Origin of the sequence: Labilithrix luteola, assembly GCF_001263205.1 — a bacterium.
GTDB lineage: Bacteria > Myxococcota_A > Polyangia > Polyangiales > Polyangiaceae > Labilithrix > Labilithrix luteola.
In genome coordinates, this window is the sequence record NZ_CP012333.1 from 6,455,249 (window position 1) to 6,479,996 (window position 24,748).

21 protein-coding genes and 1 pseudogene are annotated in these 24,748 nt (G+C 66.8%); 7 read left to right on the forward strand and 15 right to left on the reverse strand.

All coding sequences use genetic code 11. The features are described 5' to 3' along the window. Positions 1 to 158 precede the first annotated feature (158 nt). The 7 genes from AKJ09_RS28025 to AKJ09_RS28055 all read right to left on the reverse strand — a co-directional run bounded on the left by AKJ09_RS28025 (position 159) and on the right by AKJ09_RS28055 (position 8,848). Positions 159 to 1,625 carry an IgGFc-binding protein gene (locus AKJ09_RS28025; protein WP_146650929.1) on the reverse strand — a complete coding sequence of 489 codons (1,467 nt, stop codon included), beginning with the start codon at positions 1,623 to 1,625 and terminating at the stop codon, positions 159 to 161. Continuing rightward, the gene (locus tag AKJ09_RS28030) at positions 1,592 to 1,888 is read right to left on the reverse strand and encodes a hypothetical protein (RefSeq protein WP_146650930.1); all 297 of its coding nucleotides are present in this window, start codon (positions 1,886 to 1,888) and stop codon (positions 1,592 to 1,594) included. The genes AKJ09_RS28025 and AKJ09_RS28030 overlap by 34 nt, the downstream gene beginning before the upstream one ends. A gap of 61 nt (positions 1,889 to 1,949) precedes the next feature. Then, a complete protein-coding gene (locus tag AKJ09_RS28035) occupies positions 1,950 to 3,167 on the reverse strand; it encodes an RCC1 domain-containing protein (protein ID WP_146650931.1) in 1,218 nt (405 codons plus the stop codon). A 4-nt stretch (positions 3,168 to 3,171) separates the two neighbouring features. Beyond that, positions 3,172 to 4,449: a WD40/YVTN/BNR-like repeat-containing protein gene (locus AKJ09_RS28040; RefSeq protein WP_146650932.1), complete on the reverse strand. Its 1,278-nt coding sequence runs from the start codon at positions 4,447 to 4,449 to the stop codon at positions 3,172 to 3,174. Further along, entirely contained in the window at positions 4,446 to 5,594 is a 1,149-nt protein-coding gene (locus tag AKJ09_RS28045) for a WD40/YVTN/BNR-like repeat-containing protein (RefSeq protein WP_146650933.1), read from the reverse strand. The genes AKJ09_RS28040 and AKJ09_RS28045 overlap by 4 nt, the downstream gene beginning before the upstream one ends. Continuing rightward, positions 5,591 to 6,772 (reverse strand): hypothetical protein, encoded by a 1,182-nt coding sequence (locus AKJ09_RS28050; protein WP_146650934.1) that lies wholly within the window; start codon positions 6,770 to 6,772, stop codon positions 5,591 to 5,593. Before AKJ09_RS28050 ends, AKJ09_RS28045 begins: the two co-directional genes overlap by 4 nt. Positions 6,773 to 7,099: 327 nt before the next feature. Next, positions 7,100 to 8,848, reverse strand: coding sequence for a DUF445 domain-containing protein (locus AKJ09_RS28055; protein ID WP_146650935.1), 1,749 nt, complete (start codon positions 8,846 to 8,848; stop codon positions 7,100 to 7,102). A gap of 278 nt (positions 8,849 to 9,126) precedes the next feature. On the opposite strand from AKJ09_RS28055, the gene AKJ09_RS28060 reads away from it, so the two are divergent. Then, the gene (locus tag AKJ09_RS28060) at positions 9,127 to 9,789 is read left to right on the forward strand and encodes a hypothetical protein (RefSeq protein WP_146650936.1); all 663 of its coding nucleotides are present in this window, start codon (positions 9,127 to 9,129) and stop codon (positions 9,787 to 9,789) included. 12 nt (positions 9,790 to 9,801) lie between these two features. Here AKJ09_RS28060 and acs read toward each other — a convergent pair whose 3' ends face one another. From acs to AKJ09_RS28085, 5 genes are all read right to left on the reverse strand, one after another. Next, positions 9,802 to 11,772: an acetate--CoA ligase gene (acs, locus tag AKJ09_RS28065; RefSeq protein ID WP_146650937.1), complete on the reverse strand. Its 1,971-nt coding sequence runs from the start codon at positions 11,770 to 11,772 to the stop codon at positions 9,802 to 9,804. Between the two features lie 116 nt (positions 11,773 to 11,888). Next, positions 11,889 to 12,797: a tetratricopeptide repeat protein gene (locus tag AKJ09_RS28070; protein ID WP_146650938.1), complete on the reverse strand. Its 909-nt coding sequence runs from the start codon at positions 12,795 to 12,797 to the stop codon at positions 11,889 to 11,891. Then, positions 12,794 to 14,119: a protein kinase domain-containing protein gene (locus AKJ09_RS28075; RefSeq protein WP_146650939.1), complete on the reverse strand. Its 1,326-nt coding sequence runs from the start codon at positions 14,117 to 14,119 to the stop codon at positions 12,794 to 12,796. Before AKJ09_RS28075 ends, AKJ09_RS28070 begins: the two co-directional genes overlap by 4 nt. Beyond that, positions 14,116 to 15,375 (reverse strand): sigma 54-interacting transcriptional regulator, encoded by a 1,260-nt coding sequence (locus AKJ09_RS28080; RefSeq protein WP_146650940.1) that lies wholly within the window; start codon positions 15,373 to 15,375, stop codon positions 14,116 to 14,118. Before AKJ09_RS28080 ends, AKJ09_RS28075 begins: the two co-directional genes overlap by 4 nt. 92 nt (positions 15,376 to 15,467) lie before the next feature. Then, positions 15,468 to 16,616: a beta propeller repeat protein gene (locus AKJ09_RS28085; protein ID WP_146650941.1), complete on the reverse strand. Its 1,149-nt coding sequence runs from the start codon at positions 16,614 to 16,616 to the stop codon at positions 15,468 to 15,470. 263 nt (positions 16,617 to 16,879) lie between these two features. Here AKJ09_RS28085 and AKJ09_RS28090 point away from each other — a divergent pair, with 263 nt between their 5' ends. Continuing rightward, positions 16,880 to 18,217 (forward strand): hypothetical protein, encoded by a 1,338-nt coding sequence (locus AKJ09_RS28090; RefSeq protein ID WP_146650942.1) that lies wholly within the window; start codon positions 16,880 to 16,882, stop codon positions 18,215 to 18,217. Between the two features lie 5 nt (positions 18,218 to 18,222). Further along, positions 18,223 to 19,077, forward strand: coding sequence for a hypothetical protein (locus AKJ09_RS28095; RefSeq protein WP_205633823.1), 855 nt, complete (start codon positions 18,223 to 18,225; stop codon positions 19,075 to 19,077). Between the two features lie 15 nt (positions 19,078 to 19,092). On the opposite strand, the gene AKJ09_RS28100 is transcribed toward AKJ09_RS28095, so the two are convergent. Both AKJ09_RS28100 and AKJ09_RS53365 read right to left on the reverse strand, forming a co-directional pair. Next, a complete protein-coding gene (locus tag AKJ09_RS28100; protein WP_146650944.1) occupies positions 19,093 to 20,061 on the reverse strand; it encodes a hypothetical protein in 969 nt (322 codons plus the stop codon). A gap of 78 nt (positions 20,062 to 20,139) precedes the next feature. Continuing rightward, on the reverse strand, positions 20,140 to 20,301 hold the full coding sequence (locus tag AKJ09_RS53365) for a hypothetical protein (RefSeq protein WP_169927933.1): 162 nt from the start codon (positions 20,299 to 20,301) through the stop codon (positions 20,140 to 20,142). 71 nt (positions 20,302 to 20,372) lie between these two features. Here AKJ09_RS53365 and AKJ09_RS28105 point away from each other — a divergent pair, with 71 nt between their 5' ends. Beyond that, positions 20,373 to 20,639, forward strand: a complete 267-nt coding sequence (locus AKJ09_RS28105; RefSeq protein ID WP_146650945.1) for a phospholipase D-like domain-containing protein — start codon at positions 20,373 to 20,375, stop codon at positions 20,637 to 20,639. A 119-nt stretch (positions 20,640 to 20,758) separates the two neighbouring features. On the opposite strand, the pseudogene AKJ09_RS56275 reads toward AKJ09_RS28105, so the two are convergent. Beyond that, positions 20,759 to 21,699: pseudogene (locus AKJ09_RS56275) on the reverse strand (DUF808 domain-containing protein). Positions 21,700 to 22,316: 617 nt separating this feature from the next. Between AKJ09_RS56275 and AKJ09_RS28115 the strand changes: the two are divergent. The 3 genes from AKJ09_RS28115 to AKJ09_RS28125 all read left to right on the forward strand — a co-directional run bounded on the left by AKJ09_RS28115 (position 22,317) and on the right by AKJ09_RS28125 (position 24,696). Continuing rightward, the gene (locus AKJ09_RS28115) at positions 22,317 to 23,153 is read left to right on the forward strand and encodes a hypothetical protein (protein WP_146650946.1); all 837 of its coding nucleotides are present in this window, start codon (positions 22,317 to 22,319) and stop codon (positions 23,151 to 23,153) included. Positions 23,154 to 23,279: 126 nt separating this feature from the next. Then, positions 23,280 to 23,870: an RNA polymerase sigma factor gene (locus tag AKJ09_RS28120; protein WP_146650947.1), complete on the forward strand. Its 591-nt coding sequence runs from the start codon at positions 23,280 to 23,282 to the stop codon at positions 23,868 to 23,870. 1 nt (position 23,871) lies between these two features. Continuing rightward, on the forward strand, positions 23,872 to 24,696 hold the full coding sequence (locus tag AKJ09_RS28125; RefSeq protein WP_146650948.1) for a hypothetical protein: 825 nt from the start codon (positions 23,872 to 23,874) through the stop codon (positions 24,694 to 24,696). Positions 24,697 to 24,748: the final 52 nt, after the last annotated feature.

A 24,748-nucleotide genomic window follows, 5' to 3' on the forward strand; every position in this document is an offset into this window, starting at 1 on the left:
ATCTCCTCGGCCTCGCCATTCGAGCGGCCGACAATGACGGCGGTTGAGAAAATGGCTGCGGTGCAAGGCAGCCCCATCGAAAAGGCGGCCCTTCGGAAATCGACGACAGAATCAGAACGAAGCGCGACTCGAAGAAAGCTCGGGAAACGTGCCGGCGCTCAGCGCACGACAATCGAATAGGGAGAGGTGGGGCGACTGCCGGCTCCGGCAGGGAATCCGTAACTGGCGTATTCGTCCGTTCCCCAGACGTAGAGCGCGAAAGGACCGTCGCTCAGCGCCTCGTGGCGGCCGTACTCGCAAGTCCCGACCGCTGTGCGAACTCCCGCGTGGGCGCGGGTCATGTCGACCCAGGTGTATTCGGCGGTGCCGTCGGTGCCGAGTGGCTGCCAATCGCCCACCACGCCGACGCAATCGAGCTTCACGTCGTGGAACCCGGTCGCATCTTTTCGGCGCACGAGTGTGAGATTGCTCTCCGCATAAGTGTGATCGAGAAAGAAGACGTACCGGTCGAGGAACTGATCGTCCGGAATGACGTTGACGAAATCGGGGTCACCCGTCGTCCGATACTTGTCAGCACCGGACATGTAGACGGCGAGATAGAACGGGTGAAGGCTGTCCTGGCTCTTTACCGAGAAGATCTGGTCGGTCGTGAACGTGACGACCTGTCCGCTTGCGAGCGCAACGGGGGCATTCGGCGGCGGGGCAGGCGAATACGTCAGCACGGTGCCCTCGGCGGCGCCTACGAAGCGGAAGTACACGCTCTCCGGCGCCGTGACCGCCCCATCGAGTCCGCGTCGGCGCGACTTGTAAGGCACGGCGGAATACGAAGACGACCACTCGTGAATCGGCGCGATTTGCTGATGGAGCGAGTCGCACGCGAAATCCTCGTTACCCACGAAGGCGCACTGGCTTCCGCCGAAGACGGCGACCGGATGACTCGCCTCGATGGGACTCCCTGCAAGACTCTGGTCCTGCGTGAATTCGAGCACCTGGCCGCGCTGGAGCGTCCACTTCGCAACCGAACCACGAACGCCGCCTTTCACGCCCTTGCCGTCGAGGACGTCGACGCGCGGACGCAGCCGCACTTCGGTGCCGTCTTCCTGAGCGACGATCTGGATGAACGGATAACTGGCGTTCGAGTTCCAGCCGTCGACCAGAAGATAATTCGTGTCCCACGAGGGCGTGGGCAGGAGCAACGTGGCCGAAGGTAGGTAGCTCGTGGCGCCGCCGTACGGGAACAGCGAATATGCCGAAACCGGCGCATCGGTCGTCAAATGGAATGCCGAATAAATGCTCGTGGCGTGTTCCTTGACGGCCGTCCCTCGCCACGCGGGCGTGGTGCCCGTAGGGCAGCTGAGGTGCTTCGGATTGTTCGGACCCTTCATCCCTTCGGCGAGGAAGACGATCCCCAGCTCACCGGGCGGAATTGCCCCGTCGATCGGCTCGTAGGTGATCGAACTGCCGTTTGCGACCGCGCGATAGATGCTCTTCGAGATATCGAGCGGCGTGCTTCCGAACTCCGCCGTGACGGTGACCGGCGTTGTCCATGTATTCGCAACGAATGCCGCGAAGCAGGACGTCTCGCTGTCGGTCAGCGTGTCGGGGGAGTCGTGAAGAACGAACAACCAATCGAACCCTGCGAGGCAGCGACGCTGTCACAGGCCGGTACACACGTTCCCTTCGCACATCCCAGGTCGGGCGCGCATTCCTCGACCACGTTTTGCGTACAGCCGTCGATGACCTTGTGCAGGTCCGCCGAGCAGCGGAGCCCTTCACACGACGGCGCCGAGTCGGCCCCTGCGTCCGCTTCGCCAATCAGATGATCTCTGCCGTCGTCGAAGCCGTCGTTCTTGGAGCCGCAGGCTGCAGCCGTCAGGACGAACGCCATCGAAAGCGCGCCTATCCACCGAAGGTGCCGTGCCATCAGATTCCTCGCACTCCCGTGAACGTCATGGGAACACCACCGTGGTGGGCTCCGGGTGGCGGCTTGCATCGCGCTTGCCGAGGCCGAGCTGGCCGTAAGTGTTGTCGCCCCAACAAAGCACGCTGCCGTCGACGACGAGCGCGCACGTGGAGCCGGTGCCCGTTGCGACGGCGGCAACCTGCCTGGTGAGGCCAACCTTCGTCGGAATGAAAACGCCCGTGAGCTCGCTGTATCCGAGCTCACCCGACGTATTCGTGCGGGCCCAACAATTCAAATCACCGTTGGTCATCCGCACACACGAATGCGTGAGTGCAGCGGCGATCTGCGCCGGCCATGCGGTCCCGGCGAAGAGCACCTCGGTCGGAGAGGGCGTATTGCGGATGGCGCCGAGCCCGAGCGCGCCGTGATCGTCACGCCCCCAGCAATACATGTGACCGTCGGCCGTGAGCGCACAGGCATGTTGGTCCGACGCCGCGACCTGGAGCACGGTGCCGATGCCCTGCACGGGCAAAGGCGTCCAGTCCGCGGCGAGCGACGACTCGCGGCCGAGCATGTAAGGATCGGAGCCCCACGAATAGAGCGTTCCGGCCGACCCGATGGCGAAGGCGGCGGTGCTCGCCATCGTCGCTCCTGCGGCGCCTTCCGAGCCAAGGGACACGACCCCGGAGCCCTTGCCCGTGGCGGCGCTGTCGCCCCAGCAGGTCAGTCGCCCGTCGGCGAGCACTGCGCAGCTGCGATCTTCCCCGACGGCGAGCCGAGTCGCTCCCTCGACACCGGCGACGGGCGTAGGCGCAGGTGATTCGCTTCCGAAGCACGATACGGCACCGTCGGCGGTCACGATGCACGTGCGGAGCGAGCTTGCTCCGATGTCGAGCACGTTCTGGATTCCGGTGAGCACCACGGGAGTGGCGCCGGGATCGCCGCCCGAGGCACCCGTGGCGAAGCTGCCAATCGCGCTCGGCTTACCCCAACAGCGCACGGTGCCATCGCTGGCGGTTGCGCAATAGTGGTTGGGCCCGGCGACGAGCTTCGTGATGCAAGGCGACGTTGCGCACGCGATTGTCGGGGGCGTCGGGTCGAACGGCGCGCGCGTGGAGGCATCGCCTGTTTCAGGCAAGGAAGCGTCCGAACCACGCTCGCCCGCATCCGCGTCGACCGCCTCGGTCGGTTCGTCGTCCGCGCAGCCGGCCATTCCGACCGCGAGGACGCCGAGCACGAACCACGTTGCGTGAAGGCGCTTCATGGCGTCACCGTCCGATGCAGCGCGATGTCGTCACCGACGACCCACATGTCGCGATCGGTCCCGGTGACGATGGCATGAATTCCGTGGAGATCGTTGACCAGCGGCGAGAGCGTCGTGCGAGATACGCGCGAGACCTGCCACGCTGTGCCGTCGAATCGGCGAACGACCCCGGACAATCCGACGAGCCAGAGATCGTGCGGATCCGTTCCCAGAATCCACGCGGAGCGCCGAACTTCTCGGCGTCTTCGTAGTTCCACGAATACGCGCCGCTCGTTCGAATCGCTCCGTGGGCGGAATCGAGTTTGGTTGCATCTTCGGCCAATCGAATCGCGACGGCGCGGTCCGTGATGAAGTTGGCATTGGCGACGATGTGCTGGACGCCGTCGGAGGTCGAGAGTCCGCTTACGATTGCCGTCGCCTGATCGACGGGTATCGCGGCTGTATCCCAGGTAGCTCCTGCGCTACCATCGAGGGTGCGGCGCGCGACGAAGAGCGTCTTGGCATTCGTACAATTGGGAGGCGCACAGAACGTCGTTGCCATTCCCCCCAACCAGGTGTCGGACGCGGTGCCCCACACGGCGGTGATCGTCGAAGGTCCGGCGCCTTCGCCATAGCTGCTGGGGACAGTTACGCCGACGAAAGGAGACGCCGTGTTCGCCGTCGACGGATCGAGGTGATACGGCGTGTCGGCAATCAGCCAAACGTCATGACTCGAAGTCCCCCAGACCTTCGTGATCGGGTGTGCGGTACCGCTCGCGACGCTCCGGAATGTCAACGCTCCGCCGTTCATCGTCCCGTGGAACAGCGCGCCCGCATCGCCACCGACCCACACGTCGCCGGAGCTCGTGCCCCACACGGCGCGGAGCCCGGACTTCGATAGGAAGATGACCTGCCACGCCTTGCCGTCCCAGGCGAGCACGTGTCCACGCGCGCTGACGGCGAAGGCTCGATGATCGGGCGCAATCCATATCGCCCGCAGCGGGAAGGTGAAGCCGTTCGGGTCGCGCGGTCCGTCGGCGCCAGCGAGGCTCGACGAGCCCGGCAGATCGACGTAGCACCAGCCCTCGACGCTGCACGGTGGCAGCGCCGCATCGCGCGGATCGGCCTCGGGGGCCGCGTCGGGGGTGTCCGACGTTGCATCGGCGAGCGTGTTACCGGCGTCGACGTTCGGCGTGGGCGTGCCGTCGTTGCTCGTCGCGTCCGACGCGCAACCGGACACGGCGCGCAGAACGAGAAGCGACAGCCCCGAGAGGATTCCGAAGCGAAGGCGGCGCGCCATCATGAGCCCCTCCGACTCGTAGCGGAGCGATGCAGGATCACTCCCTCGCCGACGATCCACACGTCATCGGGCCCGCTCCCCCAGATCCCGAGCAAATGCGTTGGCGCATCACCGTCGGGCAAGCCGATCGTCCCCGGCTTCCACTCCGTACCATCGAAATGAACCACCGTTCCGTCATCACCCACGGCCCAAACGTCGCTCGGGCTGCTTCCCCAGACGCCGTGCAGGTCGTGCGTCGTGTTCGAGGTCGCCATCGTCCAAGAGCTCTCGCCCTTGGCCGTGTGACGAATGACTCCGCCGTGGCCCACCGCCCAGACGTCGCTCGCGCTGCTGCCCCAGACGGCATCGAGGGTGCCCTTCGTCTGGCTGTTCTGGGGCACGAATCGCGCGTCCGCGCCGCCCGACGCTGCGTCGAAGACGTAGGCGCCTCCGTCATTGCCGACGGCCCAAGCCGTGTTTGCGTCGGCCGCCCAGATCGATCGAATCGTCGGCGTGCAAGGAGAGCTCGATGCGCAGGTACCTGCGGCGGTCCAAGCGTCGCCTGCCAAGCTCCAAACGCTGCTCGCGGCTCCGAAGCGACGCGACACCTCGCCGGCGAGCCACACGCGACTGCCCGCGCTAGCACCAGTCCAAAGCCGCCCCGTGCTTGCGTTCTGCGCGTTCCACGTCGTGCCGGGGCGTGCTTCGAATCCGCCCGCTCCGCCGGTCGAATGCATGGGGACGGACGGGCCGACGACCCACACGTCGTTGCTTCCCGTTCCCCAAACCGAGACCCACACGTCGCCCGTTCCCGCATCGAGCGTCACCGGGCTCAAGGTCGTGCCGTCACCATGCAGGATGGTGCCGCGCGTTCCGACCATCCACACGTCGTTCGGTCCGCTGCCCCACACCGAGTTCAACGCTGCCAGGCGGGAGACAGGGAAGGGGACCGCGCAGAAGTCGACAGCCGTGCAATCGGCTGGCGCGCACGACCCATTCGCGCAGGAGCCATCGGTCGAGCCGTCGGCTGCGGCGCCGTCGAGAACGGGGACCGTCTGCGCGTCGGTCGTGTCGCGCACTTCACTGCCGTCGTTCTCGTTCGCCGCGCAGGCCACGAGCCAGACCGCCGTGCACGAGCCGGCGAGCGCGAGGAAGGCGACGCGCTTCACTTGGTCACCGGTCCTTCGCATTCACCGGTCAGGCAGAAGCCACCGACACAAGGCTGCCCCTGAGCGACGTCGCACATCGAGCCGCACGCTCCGCAATTGCGCGGGTCCTTCGACAGATCCACTTCGCAGCCGTCGTCCTCGCGTCCGTTGCAGTCAGCCGTGCCCGGCACGCATTCGGTGCGGCAGCGGCCGTGGACGCAAACTCCTCTCGAGTTCGGACCGTTGGGGCAGAAGTAGCCGCATGCCCCGCAGTTGTTCGGATCGGAGTCCGTATCCGCGCACGTCGGCTGAGAGCGCGACGTCGCCGGGCAGAGCGTTTGCCCGTCGTCGCAGTAGCAGCCGATGGTGCCATTCAAGTTCGCGCACTGCTTGCCGGGCGCGCAGGCGTTCCCGCAGGCACCGCAGTTCGCGTTGTCGTTCCTCAGGTCGACTTCGCAACCGTCCTTGTCGAGATCGGCGTTGCAGTCTTGCCAGAACGCGTCGGGGCCCTGCACGCAGCGCAGCGCTTTGCACTGGCCCTCGGAGCATGCGTAAGCCATGTGGTCGGGGAGCGTTCCGGCATCGTCGGGCTGATGGTCGCCACAACCGAAATTGCACGCCCCGCAGTTGTTGTTGTCGTTCGCGAGATCGCGGCATATGCCGTCGCAGTTCGCGAAGCCCGCCGGGCAACCACACTTGCCCTTGATGCACGCCACGCCTTCGGCGCAGGTGACTCCGCACGCTCCGCAGTTCGCAGGGTCGTCGAGGATGCTCGCTTCGCAGCCGTCGTCGGGGATGCCGTTGCAGTCGGAGTGCCCCGGGTTGCAGAAGGCCTGACACTGGCCCGCGGTGCAACCCATGTGGACGTTGTAGGCACTCGACGGCTCACGACACACGGTCCCGCAGGAGCCACAGTTCTGCGTGTCGTCCTCGAGATTGGTTCCGCATGCGTAGGTAGGGAGCTCGCCGCCCGCGCCCGCACACGTTTCCCAAGGTGCAGGGCACGCGGTGCGCACGCACATGCCGGCCTCCGAGTCGGCGCTGGCGTCGGACGCGGTTCCCTGGTCACCGCCGTCCGCGCGCGTGAAACTCACCGCGTCGTCGGTGGTCCCGTAGCCGAGCTTCACGCTGTCGGCGCAGGCGAAGACCGTCCCGATGATCGCGATGCCCACGGCGAATGCCGAGGCCCGCAAGCTCAAGGCGCAAGACATACGGTTGTTACAATCCCAGGTGGGGACCGTTTGATCGCGCCCCCCTCCATTTTTCCTTCGAGGCCCGGAAATATCCTCGCCGGAGGGCCGTCGTCCAAGCTGGAGCAGGTCGATTTCGTGTACGTTGCAGGCGCCGAACCCCGCGAATCTGCAGCGAGGAGCCAGCCCGACCGTTGGGCAGACGTCAGCCGGAGCTCTTCGCCCACCTCGCCCACCTCGCCCATCGCGAGGTCACAAAATGAAGAACGGCCCCAGAGCGGCGTGCGCACGCTGCTCCGGGGCCGAAGGGCCGACGTTTGTCGGGTCAGAATGGCGTCAGGACGGACGGAGCGGCTCCGGATGGGCTACGCCGTTGACTCGGCTCTCGTTGATCGCGCTTCGGACGGCTTCGCCGACGCGGGCGCTCACCTCGTCACCAATGCGCTCGCGGATGCGGTCGGCGACGCGGTCACGCACGGCGTAGGCAAGCTGGTCCGGATCGAATCCGCCAGGGCTGCCTGCGCGCTCGGCGAGCTCCTTACGAACGGCCTCGCCGACGCGCTCACGCACGTCTTCCGAGATGCGCTCGCGAAGGCGCTCCGCCACGCGATCACGGATGACGTCTGCAAGGCGCTCGGCCTCCATGGGAGGGCCGCTCATGAAGCCCTGGCTGCCCATGGTGTGCACGTGATGCGTTGCCGCGTGCCGGACAGCTTCACCGAGGCGCTCGCGGACGTGCGGCGAGATCCGGTCGTGCAGGCTGTCGATGACGCGCTCGCGCACGTGATCAGCAAGGCGATCGACGTGCGGACCGTGTCCGAGCTGCGCCGAGAGCGAGCTCCGAAGCACTTCGCCGAGGCGCTCGCGGATCCCGTCGATGAGACGATCCCGGAGCGGAGCGGCCAGACGATCGCGCACGATGACCGAGAGCTGCTCCGGGTCGACGTTGCGACCGAAGTTGCCCTGGGAGAACATCGCCGTGCGGAGCGTCTCGTGGAGGCGGTCGCGCAAGCTCTCGCGAATCCTCTCGCGGAGCACTTCGTGGATGCGGTCGCGCACTTCGCTGGCGACGCGCTCGACCTCGATCGGCTTGCTCTTGCCCGCGAAGGTCTGCGCCGCCGATTGGAGCGAGTCCACCACGCGGTCACGCACTTCGCTCGCGATACGGTCGCGAAGTCCTTCCACCATGTGCTCGCGGACTTCCGTTGCGATGCGCTCGATGTCGGACGCCTGACCGCCCCAGCTGCCATAGCCGCCGCCATAGCTTCCGTGGCCCTGCTCGAAGCCGCCGCTGGCGAACGAGCCGGCGTGGCTCCAGATGGCGCGACGGACGCTCTCGCCGACGCGCTCGCGAACGGTCTCGCGGAGGCGCTCGCGCATGCGTTCGGCGACGCGCTCGCGAACGCGATCGGCCATGCGGTCGATGTCGTGGCTCATGGCGTAGCTACCGAGACGCTCGACGAGGAGCGAGCGGACGATCTCGCCCGTGCGCTCGCGTACGACGTCCGCGATGCGCTCGCGGAGCGAATCGGCAATCTGCTCGCGCACGATGTCCGAGATGCGCTCGGGATCGAGCCCGCCTCCCATGCTCATTCGCTGGGAGAACGCGCTGCGCAAGCCTTCGCGAACGCGTGCGTGAGCGACCTCGCGGATGCGCTGGTTGATGCGCTCGGCGAGACGCTCGCGCACCTCGTTGGCGATGCGGTCGACGTCGATGCGCATGGCGCTGGTCTCCCAGAGCACGTTCCGGAGCTCGTCGGCGACGTGCTCGCGGAGCATCTCGTTGACGCGCTCGCGAAGCGAATCCGCGAGGCGGTCACGCACGCTGTCGGCAATCCGGTCCATGTCGATGCCGAACGAACCACCGTAGGCGTAGCTGCTGCCATGGCCATTCATCGAGTAGCGGCCGCCTCCGCCGTTCATCATGCCTGCACTGCGAAGGGTTTCACCGAGGCGCTCGCGGATGGCGTGTCCGACGTGCTCGCGCAAGGCATCCACCACGCGCTCTCGCAGCGAGTCGGCGAGACGATCGATGTCCAGACCGCCCCCAAAGCCGCCCATCTGTCCCCATTCGAGTCGTTCCATCGTTCTAGCCTCCGTCCCTGATTTCCCCCTCGGATGTCCCGGGCGGGGAGCACGCGCCCAAGCAAAGGGCGTTCCGCCTCGCGGCCGGAGAGCACGTGAGCGCTAGTGCGTTGCAATGACGAGAGTCCGTGAATCGTGCGTAGGCTCGAAGTCGCAATGCAACTGAGCGCGCACGCTCAGTGTCACGTGCGTCGTGGCAGTTTGCTCCTCTGGAGAACTCGCGCCGCGGGCATCGCGCCGCGCAGCGCGAGCACGTGGGATGCACTTCGATCGCCGTCATGGGCCACGTTACGCACGCAGACCACTTCCCGGCTCTCCACGAAGAGCGGATCGCATCGTCGGACATCGCGGGCGTCGTCGTGATGTCGCTCGCGGCGGTGGCGACGGCGTGGTGTGCCTACCAATCCTCGGTGTGGGGCGGCTTGCAGGCGCGTCACTATGCGGCGGCTTCGAAGCTCCGTCAGGAAGCCGTTCAGCAGCACCTCGAAGGCAACCAGATGCTCGCGCTCGACAGCTCCTTGTTCACTTCGTACGTCGCCGCACGCGCCGACAACAAGGATGCGCTCGCGAACTACATGCAGCAGCGCTTTCGCCCGGAGATGAAGGTGGCCATGGATGCGTGGCTCGCGAAGCAGCCACTCGAGCACGTCGACGCGCCGAAGACCCCGTTCCTGATGCCGGAGTATCAGAACAAGGCGTGGGTGGCCGGTCGCGAGGCTGAAGCGCTGGCGAACAACGAGATGGTGGAGGGCGTCCACTCCAACCACCACTCGGAGACCTACGTGCTCGCGACCGTGCTCTTCGCGGTCGTTCTTTTCTTCGCGGGCGTCGGCCCGAAGCTCCCGCGCCCCGCGGCGAGGAGGCTCGCCTTCTGGTTCAGCGCGGGGCTTCTGGTGTTGACGCTGCTTTGGATGGTGACCTTGCCGATCGCCTGGAGCTGACGACCCGGAAGGTCACTCTTCGTCGGTGCGAAGCTTCGCGAGGACGCTGAGGTCTTCGAGCGTCGAGGTGTCGCCCTTGGCCTCGTTGCCTGCGGCGATCTCCTTCAAGAGGCGTCGCATGATCTTGCCCGAGCGTGTCTTGGGGAGCGAGTCGGTGAAGCGGACCGCGTCGGGGCGCGCGAACTTTCCGATCTCCTTGTCGATGTGCTCGACGAGCTTGGACTTCAGGTCCTTCGCCTCGTGACCCTGCTTGAGGGTGACGAACACGACCAGCGCCTGGCCCTTGAGGTCGTCCGGGCGTCCAACGGCGGCGGCCTCCGCGACGGCGGGATGACTGACGAGCGCGCTCTCGATCTCGGCGGTCCCGATGCGGTGACCGGCGACGTTGAGTACGTCGTCGATGCGGCCGACGACCCAGAAGTAGCCGTCTTCGTCACGGCGCGCGCCGTCGCCCGTGAAGTACACGTTGGGGATCACGTTCCAGTACGTGTCCAAGTAGCGCTGGTCGTCGTTCCAGAGCGTGCGCGCCATCGACGGCCAAGGCTGACGGATGACGAGCTTACCGCCCTCGTTCGCCTTGCACTCCTCGCCGCGATCTTTGACGACGGCGATGTCGACGCCGAAGAAGGGAAGGCCGGTCGAACCGGGCTTGCTGTAGCAGGCACCGGGGAGCGTGGTCAGCATGATCGAGCCGGTCTCGGTCTGCCACCAGGTATCGACGATCGGGCAGCGACCGCCGCCGATGACGCGATGGTACCAGGTCCACGCCTCGGGGTTGATCGGCTCGCCGACCGAGCCGAGAAGGCGCAGGCTCGAGAGATCGTGCTTTGCCGGCCACTCGTCGCCGGCGCGGATGAAGGCGCGGATGGCCGTGGGCGCGGTGTAGAGGATGGTGACGCCGTGCTTCTCGACGAGCTGCCAGAAGCGGCTCCAATCGGGGAAGTTCGGAGCGCCCTCGTACAGCATGACCGTCGCTCCGCAGGAGAGCGGACCGTAGACGAGGTAGCTGTGGCCGGTGACCCAGCCGACGTCGGCGGTGCACCAATAAACGTCACCCGCGCGGAGGTCGAAGACGTACTTGGTCGAAACGTGCACGCCCGCGAGGTAGCCCGCGGTGGTGTGCATGACGCCCTTCGGCTTTCCCGTGGAGCCGGAGGTGTAGAGGATGAAGAGCGGGTGCTCGGCGTCGAACGCCTCGGGGTGCTTGGCGAGCTTCATGCTCGCATCGCTCGGCTTCCGTTCGAGCGCGTCCTCCCACCACAGATCGCGCCCCTCCTTCATGGTGACCGGGCATCGGTCGTGACCGATGCGGCGGAGCACGAGGACCTTCTCGATCGACGGCGTCTTCGCGAGGGCCTCGTCGGCCATCTTCTTGAGCGGGACGACGCTGCCGCGACGCCAGGCGCCGTCTTGAGTGAGCAGCACCTTGGCCCCGCAGTCGTTGATGCGCTCGCGAAGCGCGTCCGAGCTGAAGCCGCCGAAGATGACCGAGTGCGTGGCGCCGAGACGCGCGCAGGCGAGCATGGCCACCGCCGTCTCCGGCACCATGCCCATGTAGATCGCGACGCGGTCTCCCTGCTTGACGCCGAGGTCGGCGAGAGCCGCCGTGAGACGAACGACTTCGCGGTGAAGCTCGAGGTAGGTGAGCGTTCGCGTGTCGCCCGGTTCACCTTCCCAGACGATGGCGGCGCGGGTGGCTTCGCCCGTCTGGAGGTGACGGTCGAGGCAGCTCTCGCTGACGTTGAGGGTCGCGCCGACGAAGAACTTCGCCTTCGGCAGATTCCACTCGGAGATCTTCTTCCACGGCGTGCGGAAGACGAGGTCGGTCGTGTGCTCGCGCCAGAACGTCTCGGGATCTTCGAGCGAGAGCTGGTGGAGCGACGTATACGCGGCGTGCGACTGGATCCGCGCGTGCCTGCAGAACTCCGCCGAGGGCGGGAAACGGCGGTCTTCCTTCAGTCGCGATTCGATGCTGTCGCTCATCGGAACCTCCACGAAATCGAGGCCTTCCGGCATACCCGCTCTAGCGCACGGCGCCAAGCGTGCTTCTCCGTCTCCAGCATGACGCGCGGCGACGATCCGCGCCCGTTTTCGGGGGGTTACTCGGTCTGCTTTGGCTGGTTCGGGTGGACGAGGAAGCGCACGACCAGCCCGGCCGTCACCGCGACGCCGGCTGTGACGAAGGCGGCCGTGCTGAGAGCTCCCCAGCGTCGCGCGTCGTCCACGGCATCGAGCCCGGCCGGCGAGCAGGTTCCGCTTGCGTTGCATTGGTCTTCGACGCGCCGGCCCGACGCATAGGTCAGCCCTCCGAACGTCGCGCCCGCGACCACCAGAGCGCCGCCGGCAATCCATGCGGCCGCCGGAAAGGTTCGAACGAACCCGGAGGTCGTCTCCGCGTCGCGCTTTGCGGGGAGCGCGTCGGTCGGTCTCAGTGGGGAGGGAGGGCCCGGCTCGACCGTGACGTGGCGCTGTTCGCCTTCGGCGAGCGTCACGTCGACGGTGCGTTCGTCGTGACCATTCGCGACGACACGCACGTGGTGCACGCCTGGGTCGACGGGGAGGGCGATCCCGAGGCTCGGCGATTCGAGCGCGATGGCGTCGCGAACGACGCGCGTACCCGCGGGAGCCGTCGGCGCGAGAACGATGGTCAACCTGGCGAGCCGCCGGTCGAGCACGGCGATACGCTCCTCGGCGCGCGCACGTCGCTTGTCGTCATGGGGAAGGTGCGCGAGGGCTTCGGAGAACGCCTCCCATGCGGCTGCGAGGTGCCCACGGCCCTCTTCGCAGACGCCGATGTTGAGCAGCGTACCGCCCGCCGGATCCAGGCGGTAACTCTCGTGCAGACGCACGCACGCTTCCTCGAAGTTTCCGGTATCGAGCGCATCGCGACCGAGTTTGAACAGGGCTTCGGCGCTGGCAGCATCGCGCGTGCTCTGCGCCCACGCCGGCGAGGCTTCAAAAACGGCCAGGGCACAGGCGCCCACGCTCGCCCAACGACGCAGGCTCATCGGCGAGCCCGAAGCCATGCCTCGTCGTCTTCGACGGGCGCATGGACAGGCGAAGGGGGCGTGGCCGTGACCGCGGGAGAGACCTTCTCTGCCGTGCGCGCCGGCGTGCGCGCTGCCGGAGATGGTTTCGTCGGAGGTTCCTCGGTCGACACGGGAGCCGTCATCACCGGCGGCGAGAATACCGGAGTGGAGGCAAGGGTGGCGGCGGTCGTCGTGAGGGCAACCTCGGTTGCCAAGGCCGCCTTACCTGCGCGGGGTGACCAAGCCCACGCGGCGAGCAGGGCGATGACGCCCGCGGCTCCCAACGAGAAGGCGAGCCGCGCCGCTCGTCGCGAGGGGGGCTTCCGCGTCGTCGCGGCGAGCGAGCAGGACGCCACCATGGCCCGACGCTCCGCGAGCGCCGAGGCGGCGAGCTTCTCCATCCACGCGGCGACTTGCTGGGGCGAGGCAGGAGGTACGCACGCCTCGAGCTCGTCGGCCATCTCGGCGCCGGTCCCATATCGATTTTGCCGCTGGCGTGCCAGTCCCCGCATGACGATGCGATTGAGCGTTCTGGGGACGTCGGGCCGATGGCGGCTCGGAGGAGGCGCCATGAAGCTCGCCACACGGGCCGCGGTCACCGCATCGCCTTCACCGCCGAAGAGGCGTTCGAGCGTGAGCATTTCCCACAGTACGACGGACATCGAATAGACGTCGGATTGGCGGGTAACGGCGAGACCATGAAGTTGCTCGGGCGACACGTAGGCAATCTTGCCTCGAACGACGCCGTCTCTCGTCACGTGGTTCTGACCTGCCGCGCGCGCGATCCCGAAGTCGAGCGTTCGTGCGATTCCATCGGACCCCACGAGGACGTTCGACGGGGACACGTCACGATGAACGACGCCGAGGGATTCCCCATGTTCGTTCTTCGTTTCGTGTGCCGCGTGCAATCCGCGCAGGACGCCGGTGGCGATGGCCACACACACTGGAATCGGAATGGGCTCGCGTTGGAGTCTCGCCGCAGCGATCAACCGATGAAGCGCTTCCCCGTCGATGTACTCCATCACGAGCAGCACTTCGCGGCGAGCGTCGACGACGTCGAGCATCGGCACCACGTTGGCGTGCGAGATTCGCGCGGAGAGGCGGCCTTCGTCGAGAAAGAGCTCGCGTACGTCGGGCTCGCGTGCGAGCTCTGCATGAAGGCGTTTGACGGCGACGACCTTCCTGAAACCGAACGGCCCCGCGACGGTTGCCAGGTGCACGCGCGCCATCCCGCCGGCGGCGACTTCTGCGTGAACCGTATAACGGCCCACCTCGAAGGGGACGTTTCGTTGCTCGCTCATCGCGCCTTCGTGCGTTGGCGAATGGCGTAGAAGTAGCGACGGGCGATACCCGAGGCCGCGGCCGCGCGCGTGACGTTGCCGTGGTGTTTCTCGAGAATTCGTTCGAGGTATCGGCCTTCGAAGTCGGCGAGAACGCGGCGCCTCGCTTCGGGGAACGAAAGGTCGGCATCGAGCACCGTCTCGACGAGGCTCTTCGCGTGCTCACCCTCGTCGCGTGAATCGAGGGGCCGGATATCGAGCTCCGCTCCGTGCGCGATGCGCATCGCGATGGCGTTGGCCAGCTCGCGGACGTTTCCGGGCCACTCGCTACAGGTGGCTCGGATCAGGAAGGCTTTGGGGATGGGACCTTGGCCGCCGAAGGTCGTCCAGAAATGTCGGGCAAGAATCTCGATATCGCCTTTGCGTCGACGAAGCGGCGGAAGTTCTACGTTGAGTACGGCAATTCGGTAATAGAGGTCTTCCCGAAATGTGCCGCTCTCCACATCGCGTTCCAGGTCGCGCTGGGTGGTGACGACGACGCGCGTGCATCCGTCGTCTTCACGCAGGCGTCGAAGGAGTTCGGCCTGACTCTCGGTGTCGAGCTCGGAGAGCTCGTCGATCAGAAGCGTACCTTCCGCGGCCTCGTCGAAGGCAGCGCCGAGTGTATCGGGCTTCGACTGCGCCGCCCCGAGCACCACGAACGGACCGCTCGCGCGTGGGCCCATCTCGTGAATCACCTCGGCGAGAAGTTCTTTGCCGGTGCCCGTCTCGCCTGTGATGACGACGGGCTCATCGGACAGCGTGACCCGCTCGAAGAGCCCATAGAGACGTCGCATCTCGCGGCTCTGTCCGACGACGCGTCCGAAATGGTCGATTTCGGTCAGCGCAAGAGACGAGGGCTTGGCGTCGCGATGAATCGCTATTTCGGTATTGCCGATGCGAAGAACTTCTCCGCCCGTGGCCAAGATCGATTCGATGCGTAGTCCGTTCACGAACGTGCCGTCACGCGAGGCGAGGTCGGTGATGCGGAGGGCGCCGTCCGTGAGCTCGAGGGCGGCATGCCGTCGTGAGACGAGCGGATCCTGGAGCCGCACGCTGGCGATGGCGCTGCGGCCGATGAACACGCGAGCGGCCATCTCTTCGTCGATGACGAAACGACGCCCGCGCTCCGGCCCGGACGTGATCTCCAACGTCACCCGTGTGAGCTCGAGTTTCGGCGTATCGACGAATCGACGCTCGATGGTCGACGTCTCGGGCGTCGCGACGGTGCTGCTCATGGCGAGGAGATACCATTCGCGTTCGAGGACGCTCGTAGGTTCGCGCGATTTTTCACCGCGCGCCAGAGCGGAACGAAATGTTCCGCGTAGGCTCAGCGTGCGACGGAGCCGTGGAGGATCAACTCGCCGTCGCCGACGACCCAGATGTCCTCGAGGGACGAGCCCCAGATCCCCGTGAGAGCGGCTGCGCTCGGGCAAGCCACGCGCTCGACGCGCGCTTGCCCGACGTCGAGCGCGTAGATCCGCCCTTCGTCGCCCACGGCGAGAAGCACCTCCGGCGTGCTCCAGATGCCGCGGATGAATTTGGATTTGGCGCCCGCGGCCGTTTCGTCGCGAAGGATGGTCGCGGCCTTGAACCGGACGTCGTTCCCGGTCGAGGAGTCGGGCGTGGCTCCGTAGGTCGTCAGGGAGACGATGCCGAAGAAGTTCGTTCCGAAGAAGAGATTCGTCGACGGGCCGGGAGCCTGCCAGACCGTGCGAAACGACAGCTCGGGCTCGAACTCGGCATCGTAGGTGGCGAAGGTCTGGTCACCGCCGGTCGTGGTCTCGGCGTGATAGATGCGCGCGTCGCCTGCGATGGCGAAGTCGTCGAAGTTTCGGCCAGAGATGGCCGTCAGCAAGGGATCGCTCGCACCGAGCGGAACGCCGGGCTTGGGATCGAGAGGACCGAAGCTCGTCCAATCGGTGCCCTGGTGCCAGGCGAAGAGGCTGCCTTTGGCGCCGACCGCGAGGACGAACCCGTCGGGCGTACCCCACACGCCATAGAGACCGACGGGCGCTGCAAACACGTCGGCCCAGTCTTTCCCATCGTAGTGACGGATGAACCCCTTACCCGTGGTGGTCGAGCCGACCGCATAGACGTCGCGCGCCGAGCGACCCCAGACGGCGTTGAAGTCGCGACCGACCTCGTCGCCTCCGTACTTGGACCAGAGGCCCGTGTCGTACGTGTACACGAGGCCGCTCATGCCGACCGCGAACACGTGCTCGGCGTCGGCGCCCCAAATGGCCGTGAGGGGAGTGCCATCGGGCAGCTGCTGCTCGATGGTGAACGAGCCGATGTCGACCGAGGGATCGGGAGAATCCACCGACGCATCGAGGGCCGAGGCCCGCTCCGATGCGAGGTGCTTGTCGTCGAGGTCGAGGCCCAGCAGTGTGGTGCACCCCGCGACTCCGACGAACGCCGCGCCCAACACGAGGAGCGAGACTCGCGAGCCGCGCACTTCTTTACCTGCCCTGGTCACGACCATTCACGTCGTAGCATTTCTTGGCGGAACGATTCGAGCCGGCCGGCACGGCGTGCTCGTTTGCGGACACTCGCCCGTTCGAATTGCTTCTCGGTCGTGCGACCGGACACAGCGTGCGCGCGAGATCCCGAACGAGGTGAGAAGAGCGGGGATTTGTGGGTGTTTCTTCGAGTCTCGACACGGCACGTCGGTTGCTCAAGGGCGAGGTCGGCGGAGGGCGGCGCACATCGCGCCGTCCGAAACCTCGGAAGGACACGACGATGAAGACTCGATTTGCCACCGCTCTCACGATTCTCTCGCTCATCGCGCTCGGTTGCTCGGCCCCTGTCGAAGAAGACAGCAGCGCGTCGGACAGCGCGGTGGTCGACGACGGCGATGCGCCCAAGAGCCGTGCGGCCCTCCAGGAAATTCTCGGGCAGCCGTCGCGCCTCTCGGGAGCCGCGGGGGAGATCGCCACGGTGAAGGGAGCACGAGGCACGTGGCACGTGTATCCGTGGGCGGGGGCCGAGGCCAGCCCACTCGCGCTCGACGCCATGCAGCAGTACCTCGCCGTCGGCGAAGACCACAACGCGATCTTCCTCTTCGGCTCCGACGGAGTCGCGGGCGCCGTCGGCGACGACGGTGATCTCGCGGAGGCGGCGCGCGACTTCGGCGGCGGGGCGCTCGCGGGCGCGACGGGCAAGCAAAGCCTACGGCCCCTCGGTCTCGCGGACGCGGCGGTCGTCGAGGTCACCGTTCTCGTGAAGCTTGCCGCCCAGGCCTTCGGCAAGGGCGCGGTGCAGGTTGCGTCCGTCGCGGTGAAGACGGAAGAGGCGGGCGCCGTGGCCGCCGCGGCGAAGGCCGCCACGCAGGCCGTCTCCGAATCCGGAGGTGTGAAGGCTGCCGTGGCCGATGCGACGAGCCAAGGCGCGTCGGTGCTCGAGAAGATGGGCGCCAAGGCCAAGGTCGCCGCGCGTCTCGGCAAAGTGAAGGCGAAGCCCGCCGATCTGGCCGCGTTCGGCATCACCGACGACGCACTCCAGAAGGTCGCCTCCGAAGTGCCGGGAACCGTCGCCATCGGCGGCGAGGAGGTCCAACGGCTCCTCGGCAAGGCGGGTTGGAAGGTCGACTGTGACGAGTCGCTGCTCGCCGCGTGGAGGGCTCTGCCGGACACCCCCTCGAAAGGGACGGTCATGGGAGGGCTCGGCGATCGCGTCGAAGGGTACCGAAATCTGGCCGTCAATTCGCCTGGTCCAGCATGGTACCTGACGTTCGACACGACGGACGACGTCGCTCTCGTTCGTTCGATCCCCGACACCCTCTGGAACTACGCCGACGAGATCGTCGCGCGTCCTTGGCAGGGCGGGGTGCTCGACGCGAAGTCGGTCTATGGTTCTCCAGGCGGCTTCGACCTCTATGGCGGGCTCGTCGCCAGCGCCAAGCAGCTGCAGTCCGGGCATCTGCCACGCCTTACGCTCTTCAAGGGCACGCTCACGACGGCCGACATCGAGGCAACGCTGGCGAAGCTCATCGCCGACGTCAACGACGTCTACGTCTCGAGTGGTGTGAAGCTGACGCGCGAGATGCTCAAGATCCGCATCGTGCCCGGTGGCGTGTGAGCGCGGTGCTTCGAACCGGCGCACTCGTCGCCTTGCTGACCATCGCTCTCGCAGCGACAGGCTGTGCAGGCACGAGTGCCGACGATGCCGAGTCCGGACAAGACGCGCTCTACCGCGTGCCGAGCGGCGCGAAGGAGGGCGAGGTTCGGGAAGTGATCCTGAGCAACGTGCCCGCGCTCAGTCGTGATGCTGCCGAGCGAAGCCGCGGCGAGGTCGACGCGGTCGTGAAGAGCTGGCACGTCCACTACGTCACGCAGGAAGGCTTTCGCGGCGTGATGATGTACGGCGCCGACGACGAGGGAATGGTGCGGCTCGCGTTCGTCGTCGACGACACCGCGCAATCGCTGGTGGTCGTCGAGCCTGACGAGGACGACACCGAAGAGGGCGCACTCTCCGAAGTCGCGGCCAAGCCCCAGGCTGCACTCCCTCCGGCGATGCTCGCCTGGTTCTCCGACGAGTTTGCTCGGCTCGGCAAGCTCGCCGCTCAGGCTTCGAACGACAGCGGCGGCGTCCGCACGCAGACGACGCTCGACGTCGGCTGGAAGTGCGCTGCGCGCGCGACGACGATGATCCTCGCCATGGCGTCGTCGTTCGTCATCTCGCCGGCCGGCGCCGTCATCGCCTCCGCCGTGGAGGCCGCGGCCTGGGGAGACTTCGGCAACGCCGCGGTGATCGGCGTGGTGGGCGGAACGCCCGTGGCCATGCAGGCCAGCGCGAAAGCCGGGATCCGGCAGGCCGGCAAGGTTCTGGGCACCCTCGGAGGCGTCGGCGCTGTCGGCTTGCTCGGCGTGGGCCTCGTGCTCGCACCGAAGGCGACGCTCGATGCCCTCGTGCCCCCGCAATGCAAGAAGGAGGGGTAGTGCGGCGCAGAGCGTTCAGCGGAACGTCGTCACGTGCAGCGCGGGCGATGCGCCTTCGGAGATCGTCACGTAGCCGTTGTTCTCGAGGAGGAAGGCAAAGGCTTCGCCCTGGGCCTCGGCCGCGACCTTCAGCTTGCAGGGCGGCCGTGCCAGCGCGTCGGCGATGCTCTCCTGATCGCCTCGGGGCCAGACGAACGCGGAATTGGAGTAATTTCGAATTGCGATGAAGTGTCCGTCGCGCGAGATTTCGCCTCCGGTCGCGAGGAGAACGTCGACTTCGGCGATCTTCTCGGTCGTCACCCGCGTTCCCGCCGCGAACGGGCCAATCCGATGGATCTCCGAGAGGCCGCCCTCCGCCTTGGTGGCAATGAGGAGGTCTTTCGTCAGCGGGTCGAAGAGCAGCGTTTCGGCGTTGTGAGGACCGTTCGGGTAGTTGACGGTCATCGCCTCGCTCGTCACAGTGAGCGTCGTGGCCGAGGTCAGCGTCGGCTCCTCGACGCGGAGGATCTTGATCGACGTCCGCACGGCATCGTTGTCCCCGATGTCGCCGAAGTAGAGATAGGACTGGCCGGGCGCAACGTCCTCGATGGCCACGTCCTCGATGTCGAGGGGCACGGTCTTGTCGAACGAGAGCGTGGTGAGAACCTTTCCGTCCGAGCCGATGGCGAACGCACGCGCGACGTCACCCGAGTCGTTGTGGATCCAGTAGACGCCTTCGTTCACCGCGCTCACGACGATGCCCGATGTCTCCGTGACATCGGGGGAGTCGATGGTTCCTGGGATCGACGCCTGGCCGGAGACGGGGCACGCGGGGGGAGCAGTGTCGCTCTCGTCTCCACCCGCGTCACCGGTCGGATCGCCTCCACCGTCGGTCGCTGCGGGGGGCGCCGCAGTGACCGTCGTGTTCGTGGTGCAACAGGCGAGCGAGCCGACGAGCAGGAGCGCCCAGGGGGGACGCCGTGCGATCTCTGAAGGTCCGAGCATTTCTCGTCACCGGATAGTGGCATTGGAGTACGGCCGCAACGTCACTCTCCGCCCGAACTTCGAACCTCGAAGTTTTCGTTACTTGTAAAAGACCTTCATCCAGTGCACGCGGCCAGCGTCGTAGTCCATGTGCACGGCGACCCGGTGACTTCCCTCGGAGCGCGCCCCGGCGTTCTGCACGGAAAATGCCTGCGTCTCGATCGCGGCCACGTTGCGATGGTCGCTCCTGAAGCCGTCCACCGTCAGACTTGGCGCGCGCGATCATCGCCGGCCAAACGTCGGCGGCGTCTGGAATGTCCACATGACCGAGCGTGGTCTCGACGGGCGCGGACTCGACGAGCTCGATCTCCCCCTTCGGAGCCGTGGAGGCGCCCATCGAAGTCGGCGCCTTCTATGCGAGCGACGGAGACGGGCCGGAGCGCACGAAGCTCACCACCGTGCTCGACGCGATCGACGCCGCCATCGGCCGAGGCGTGCGCGTGCGATTGCTCGCCGATGCGGGGTTCGCGGTGACTTATCCGACGACGCTCGCTCGCCTCGAGAAGTCCGGTGCCGAGGTTCGGAAGGAGCTCCGGTGATGAAGGTCGACGAATCGCTATTTCCCGAGCACGCCGCGAGAAGAACGAGCACGGAGCCGACGGCGAGGGGGAGTGACGCATGGCGGCGGAGTCGAACTGACCTCAGCCGTTCGTGGAGCTCACGTCTGCGCGGAGCGTAGCCGGGCGCGTTTGATCATGGTCACCACGGCGAGGAGCAGGAGGCCACCGACGACGCCGGTCAAGGCCTCGAGCACGTGCGAACCGAGCGCGCCGATCCCGCTGCCCCATCCGCGTGTCATGTGCTCGATGCGCTCGATTCCGTGGTGGAGCGGAGGGATTCCGTGCGTGAGGATGCCGCCTCCCACGAGGAACATGGCAATCGTTCCGGCCACGGAGAGAAACTTCATGAAGGAAGGGGCAACGCGCAGGATTCCCGCGCCGATCGCCCGTTGCAGTCGGGAGCCGAGACCGTTGCCCGTTCGGCGACCAAGATACAGCCCGAGATCGTCGAGCTTCACGATGCCGGCCACGACCCCATAGACACCGGCCGTCATGATGACGGCAATCCCGCGAGCACCGATACTTGAGTGAGAAACGGCGCTCCGGCGACCGTGCCGAGGGAGATGACGATGATCTCGGCCGACAGCACGAAGTCCGTCCGCACCGCGCCTTTGATCTTGTCCTTCTCGACCAAGGCGAGGTCGACGGACGGATTGGCGAGTGCCTCCCGGAGCTCGACTTTGTGCTTCTCCTCCTCATCGCGGTGAAGAAACTTTTCGGCGAGCTTCTCCGCGCCCTCGAAGCAGAGGTACGCGCCTCCGACCATCAGAAGTGGCGTGACCGCCGCCGGGACGAGCCCGCTGACGGCAAGCGCTGCGGGCACGAGGATGGCTTTGTTGACGAGGGAGCCCTTCGCCACCGCCCAGACCACGGGAAGCTCACGCTCGGCGCGCACGCCGGCGACCTGCTCCGCGTTCAATGCCAAGTCGTCGCCGAGCACACCGGCGGTCTTCTTGGTCGCGATTTTCGTGAGCACGGCCACGTCGTCGAGGAGCGTGGCGATGTCGTCGATCAGAGCAAGTAGGCTGGTACCGGCCATGAGATTGCCGCGTGCGGCGTGACGCTCATCCTAGCCAGACGTCGACCGAAGGCGAACCGGTTCCGGCCGATCACCGATGAAACAGCGGCGCCTCTCACGGAACGTGCCTTGCGCGCGTTGGTGAGTGAAGCGAATCACCACACCGGCGCGCTCGCCGGTCATGACATCGACGCGTGCCCGCGTGTCGACGCGACACGTCCGACTGGATGGCTGCCCTCGAGGACGTCCGAAGGCTCCTCGTGCACGAGGCCGATCGTCTTGCGACGGAGCGACGCCGCTCGGGCGTCCGGCGGGGCACCTTTGCCACGAAGGACGGCCCTACGTTTCGGGCACCCGCCCGATCGTTTCGTGCTTTTGTGTGAGGATCCGCCTCGGAGATCTCGGTGCTCGGAACGCGAGACGCGAACGTCCCTCTTGCCTCCGCGCTTCTCGCGTTCGTCGCGTTTATCGCGACGATTTTGGGGTCTACGCGATGGTGTCGAGCGGCGGAAGCGTCTCCGATCCCCGTGCGCATCACCGAGGCCCTCCATGCGGGATGTCCTCGCACCCCGACCATGGTCGCGCGCGTGAAGACTCGGGTGCCGAGGGTTCGTGAGGCCGCCGAAGGAGAGCCCGCCGTGAGCATCGACGTTCGCGTCGAGCGACGTGAAGGGGTGAGTCGAGGCACGGTCACCCTGTCGGTCGGGGGTGAACGAGCCGAGCGTCAAGCCTCGTCGGTGTCTTGCGAACGCGTCCTCGCAGCGCTCGCCGTCATGGCCTCCATCGGGCTCGACGAGCGGGAGATGCCGGCGAACGAAGCTCCGGCCGTCGCGCCTCCCGCCTCGGCCGAGCCACCGTCACCCGCAACCGAAGCGCGCGCCGACACGACCTTGCACCCGCCTCTTGCCCGTCGGCCGAAGACTTCGAGTGCGCCCGCTCGCTCTTCGCAGCCGCGAGCGCCGTCACGGATCGCGGTGGCCTTCGGCACCGGCCTCGAGCTCTCGTTGAATCGAGCGACGGTCGTGAGTCCAAAGATCTTCGTGGAGCTCCTTTTTCCGCTGCGTTTCGAGCCGTTCGTTCGACTCGGCTTCGAACGGAGCTTTCGGGCCGATGTGGCGTCGAACGAAGGCGTCGCGAGCGTTCGCTGGAATGCGGCCACGGTCGATGTGTGTGCCGACTTCGTTGGCTTCGCGAAGATGGCGGCCGGCGGTTGCGCGAACGTCGAGATCGGTTCACTCGATGCGGTGGTCGTGGATCCCTTGCCGTCTCGCGAGCGGTCGCGCTTCTGGCTGACCGGAGGGCTCTCTGCGCGGCTCTCCTGGCGACCCCTGCGCGCGCTGTCGTTCGACCTCGCGGTCGGAGCGCGCGTCCCTTTCTTGCGAAACGAGCTCTTCTTCGAGCCGTCCACGCTCGTCTACGAGGCGCCCGCAGTGGTGCCCTTCGCAGGCACGGCGATTGTCGGCCACTTTCCGTGAGCCTCCCGTCCTGCGGCAGAGCTTTTCGCGCGTGGCGTCAGCAGGCGGCACGAAATCGGACGGCGCGCTGTCCGTTTCCGGGATCATTCGGGGGGCCGCCGACATCGCTGACTCTGGAAGCGCCCCGTGTTTGCCCTAGAGACAGCCAAGCTCGCGAAAGACGTGTCGCCCGAGGAGGCGATCGCGCGCGATCCCGAGCTCGAGGCACGACTGCAGCGTCTCGCGGTCGAGCACTACGACTTCGTGTGGCGATCGCTGCGTCGTCTCGGCGTGGCGCCGCCCGAAACCGACGACGCCGCGCAGCGGGTGTTTCTCGTGATCGCCGACAAGCTGCCGAACATCGAGCCCAGCAAGGAGCGAAGCTTCGTGTTCGGTATCGTCATGCGCGTCGCGGCGAACGTTCGTCGTGATCGCGCAACCGCGCGCCAGCGCGAAGCCGAGGACACCGAAACCTCGGACCTGCCGATCGACGCGCCGACCGCCGAGGCGGAGGTCGCCCGTGCACAAGCGCGCGTCAGGCTCGACGCCATCCTCGCGAGCATGTCGGAAGACCGTCGCGCGGTGTTCGTCCTCTTCGAGCTCGAGGAGCTCACGGTGACCGAAATCGCCGAGCTCCTAGGATTGCCGCTGGGGACGGTGGGCTCACGTCTTCGCCGGGCGCGCGAGGACTTCCGAACGGCCGTCGCACGGCTTCACGCACGGGACTCAGGAGTCTGACGTGGCGAATCACGAATTCGAGCCGCTCCTTCGCGGCGACGCAACCGATGCCGAACGCGCGCTCCTCGAGGCTGCCAAGCCCGACGCGGCGAGGCGGGGCGCACGAGACAAGATGCTCTCTGCGCTCGGTCGACGTCCGATCGCGGCACCTCCGACGGCGATGGCGCGCGTCGCTCGTGCACTCCGCAGCGCGGGCGGCTCGTATCTTCACGCCATCTTGCTCGTCCTCGTCGTCGGCGCGGGAAGCGGCGCTGCCGTCACCTTCGGGCGCTCTGCCAAGGGGCCGCTCGCAACCGGCGACGTTGTTTCGAACGTCGTGAACCAGCCATCGCCGGCGCCGAACACACCGTCGTCGGCGACGTCCGCGGCCGCGCCAGACGACCGCAAGAACGAAGCGCCGTCCATCACCCCCGAATCCTTGCCGAGTGTGGCCGTGACCGTGGGCTCGCCGAGCAAAGCACCGTCGGCCATGCCGTCGATGAACGCCAGCGACGTCGCCTCCGATGCGGAGACGCTCGTGCGCGAAACCCCGCGTGTCGATGCTGCGCGCGCTGCGCTTACGCGTGGTGATGCGGCCTCGACCTTGCGTCTCCTCGACGCCTACGATCGCGAGTTTCCGCGAGGTACGTTCACCGTGGAGGTCACGGTGCTTCGCGTCGAGGCGCTTGCGCAGGCAGGGCATCTCGACGAGGCGCGTCGGTTGGGGCGCCGATTTCTAGCCACGCATCGTGAAGGGCCCTACGCGCGACGGGTCGGTGTCGTGCTGGCGGCGGCATCGGACGGCCCACGGGGGAACGGCCCGAGCTCGTCGCCGCCCGAAGACTGAGGCTGCCCTGCGCCATCACCGGCGCTTTGCATCCATTCGAGAGTCCGAAGGA

What these genes read in the sequence shown, in the direction of transcription:
- AKJ09_RS28040 (WP_146650932.1), bottom strand. Translation starts at nt 4,449, where the DNA reads ATGATGGCGCGCCGCCTTCGCTTCGGAATCCTCTCGGGGCTGTCGCTT.
- AKJ09_RS28030 (WP_146650930.1), bottom strand. Translation starts at nt 1,888, where the DNA reads ATGGCGTTCGTCCTGACGGCTGCAGCCTGCGGCTCCAAGAACGACGGC.
- AKJ09_RS28035 (WP_146650931.1), bottom strand. Translation starts at nt 3,167, where the DNA reads ATGAAGCGCCTTCACGCAACGTGGTTCGTGCTCGGCGTCCTCGCGGTC.
- AKJ09_RS28055 (WP_146650935.1), bottom strand. Translation starts at nt 8,848, where the DNA reads ATGGAACGACTCGAATGGGGACAGATGGGCGGCTTTGGGGGCGGTCTG.
- acs (WP_146650937.1), bottom strand. Translation starts at nt 11,772, where the DNA reads ATGAGCGACAGCATCGAATCGCGACTGAAGGAAGACCGCCGTTTCCCG.
- AKJ09_RS28060 (WP_146650936.1), top strand. Translation starts at nt 9,127, where the DNA reads ATGGGCCACGTTACGCACGCAGACCACTTCCCGGCTCTCCACGAAGAG.
- AKJ09_RS28075 (WP_146650939.1), bottom strand. Translation starts at nt 14,119, where the DNA reads ATGAGCGAGCAACGAAACGTCCCCTTCGAGGTGGGCCGTTATACGGTT.
- AKJ09_RS28090 (WP_146650942.1), top strand. Translation starts at nt 16,880, where the DNA reads ATGAAGACTCGATTTGCCACCGCTCTCACGATTCTCTCGCTCATCGCG.
- AKJ09_RS28100 (WP_146650944.1), bottom strand. Translation starts at nt 20,061, where the DNA reads ATGCTCGGACCTTCAGAGATCGCACGGCGTCCCCCCTGGGCGCTCCTG.
- AKJ09_RS28080 (WP_146650940.1), bottom strand. Translation starts at nt 15,375, where the DNA reads ATGAGCAGCACCGTCGCGACGCCCGAGACGTCGACCATCGAGCGTCGA.
- AKJ09_RS28070 (WP_146650938.1), bottom strand. Translation starts at nt 12,797, where the DNA reads ATGAGCCTGCGTCGTTGGGCGAGCGTGGGCGCCTGTGCCCTGGCCGTT.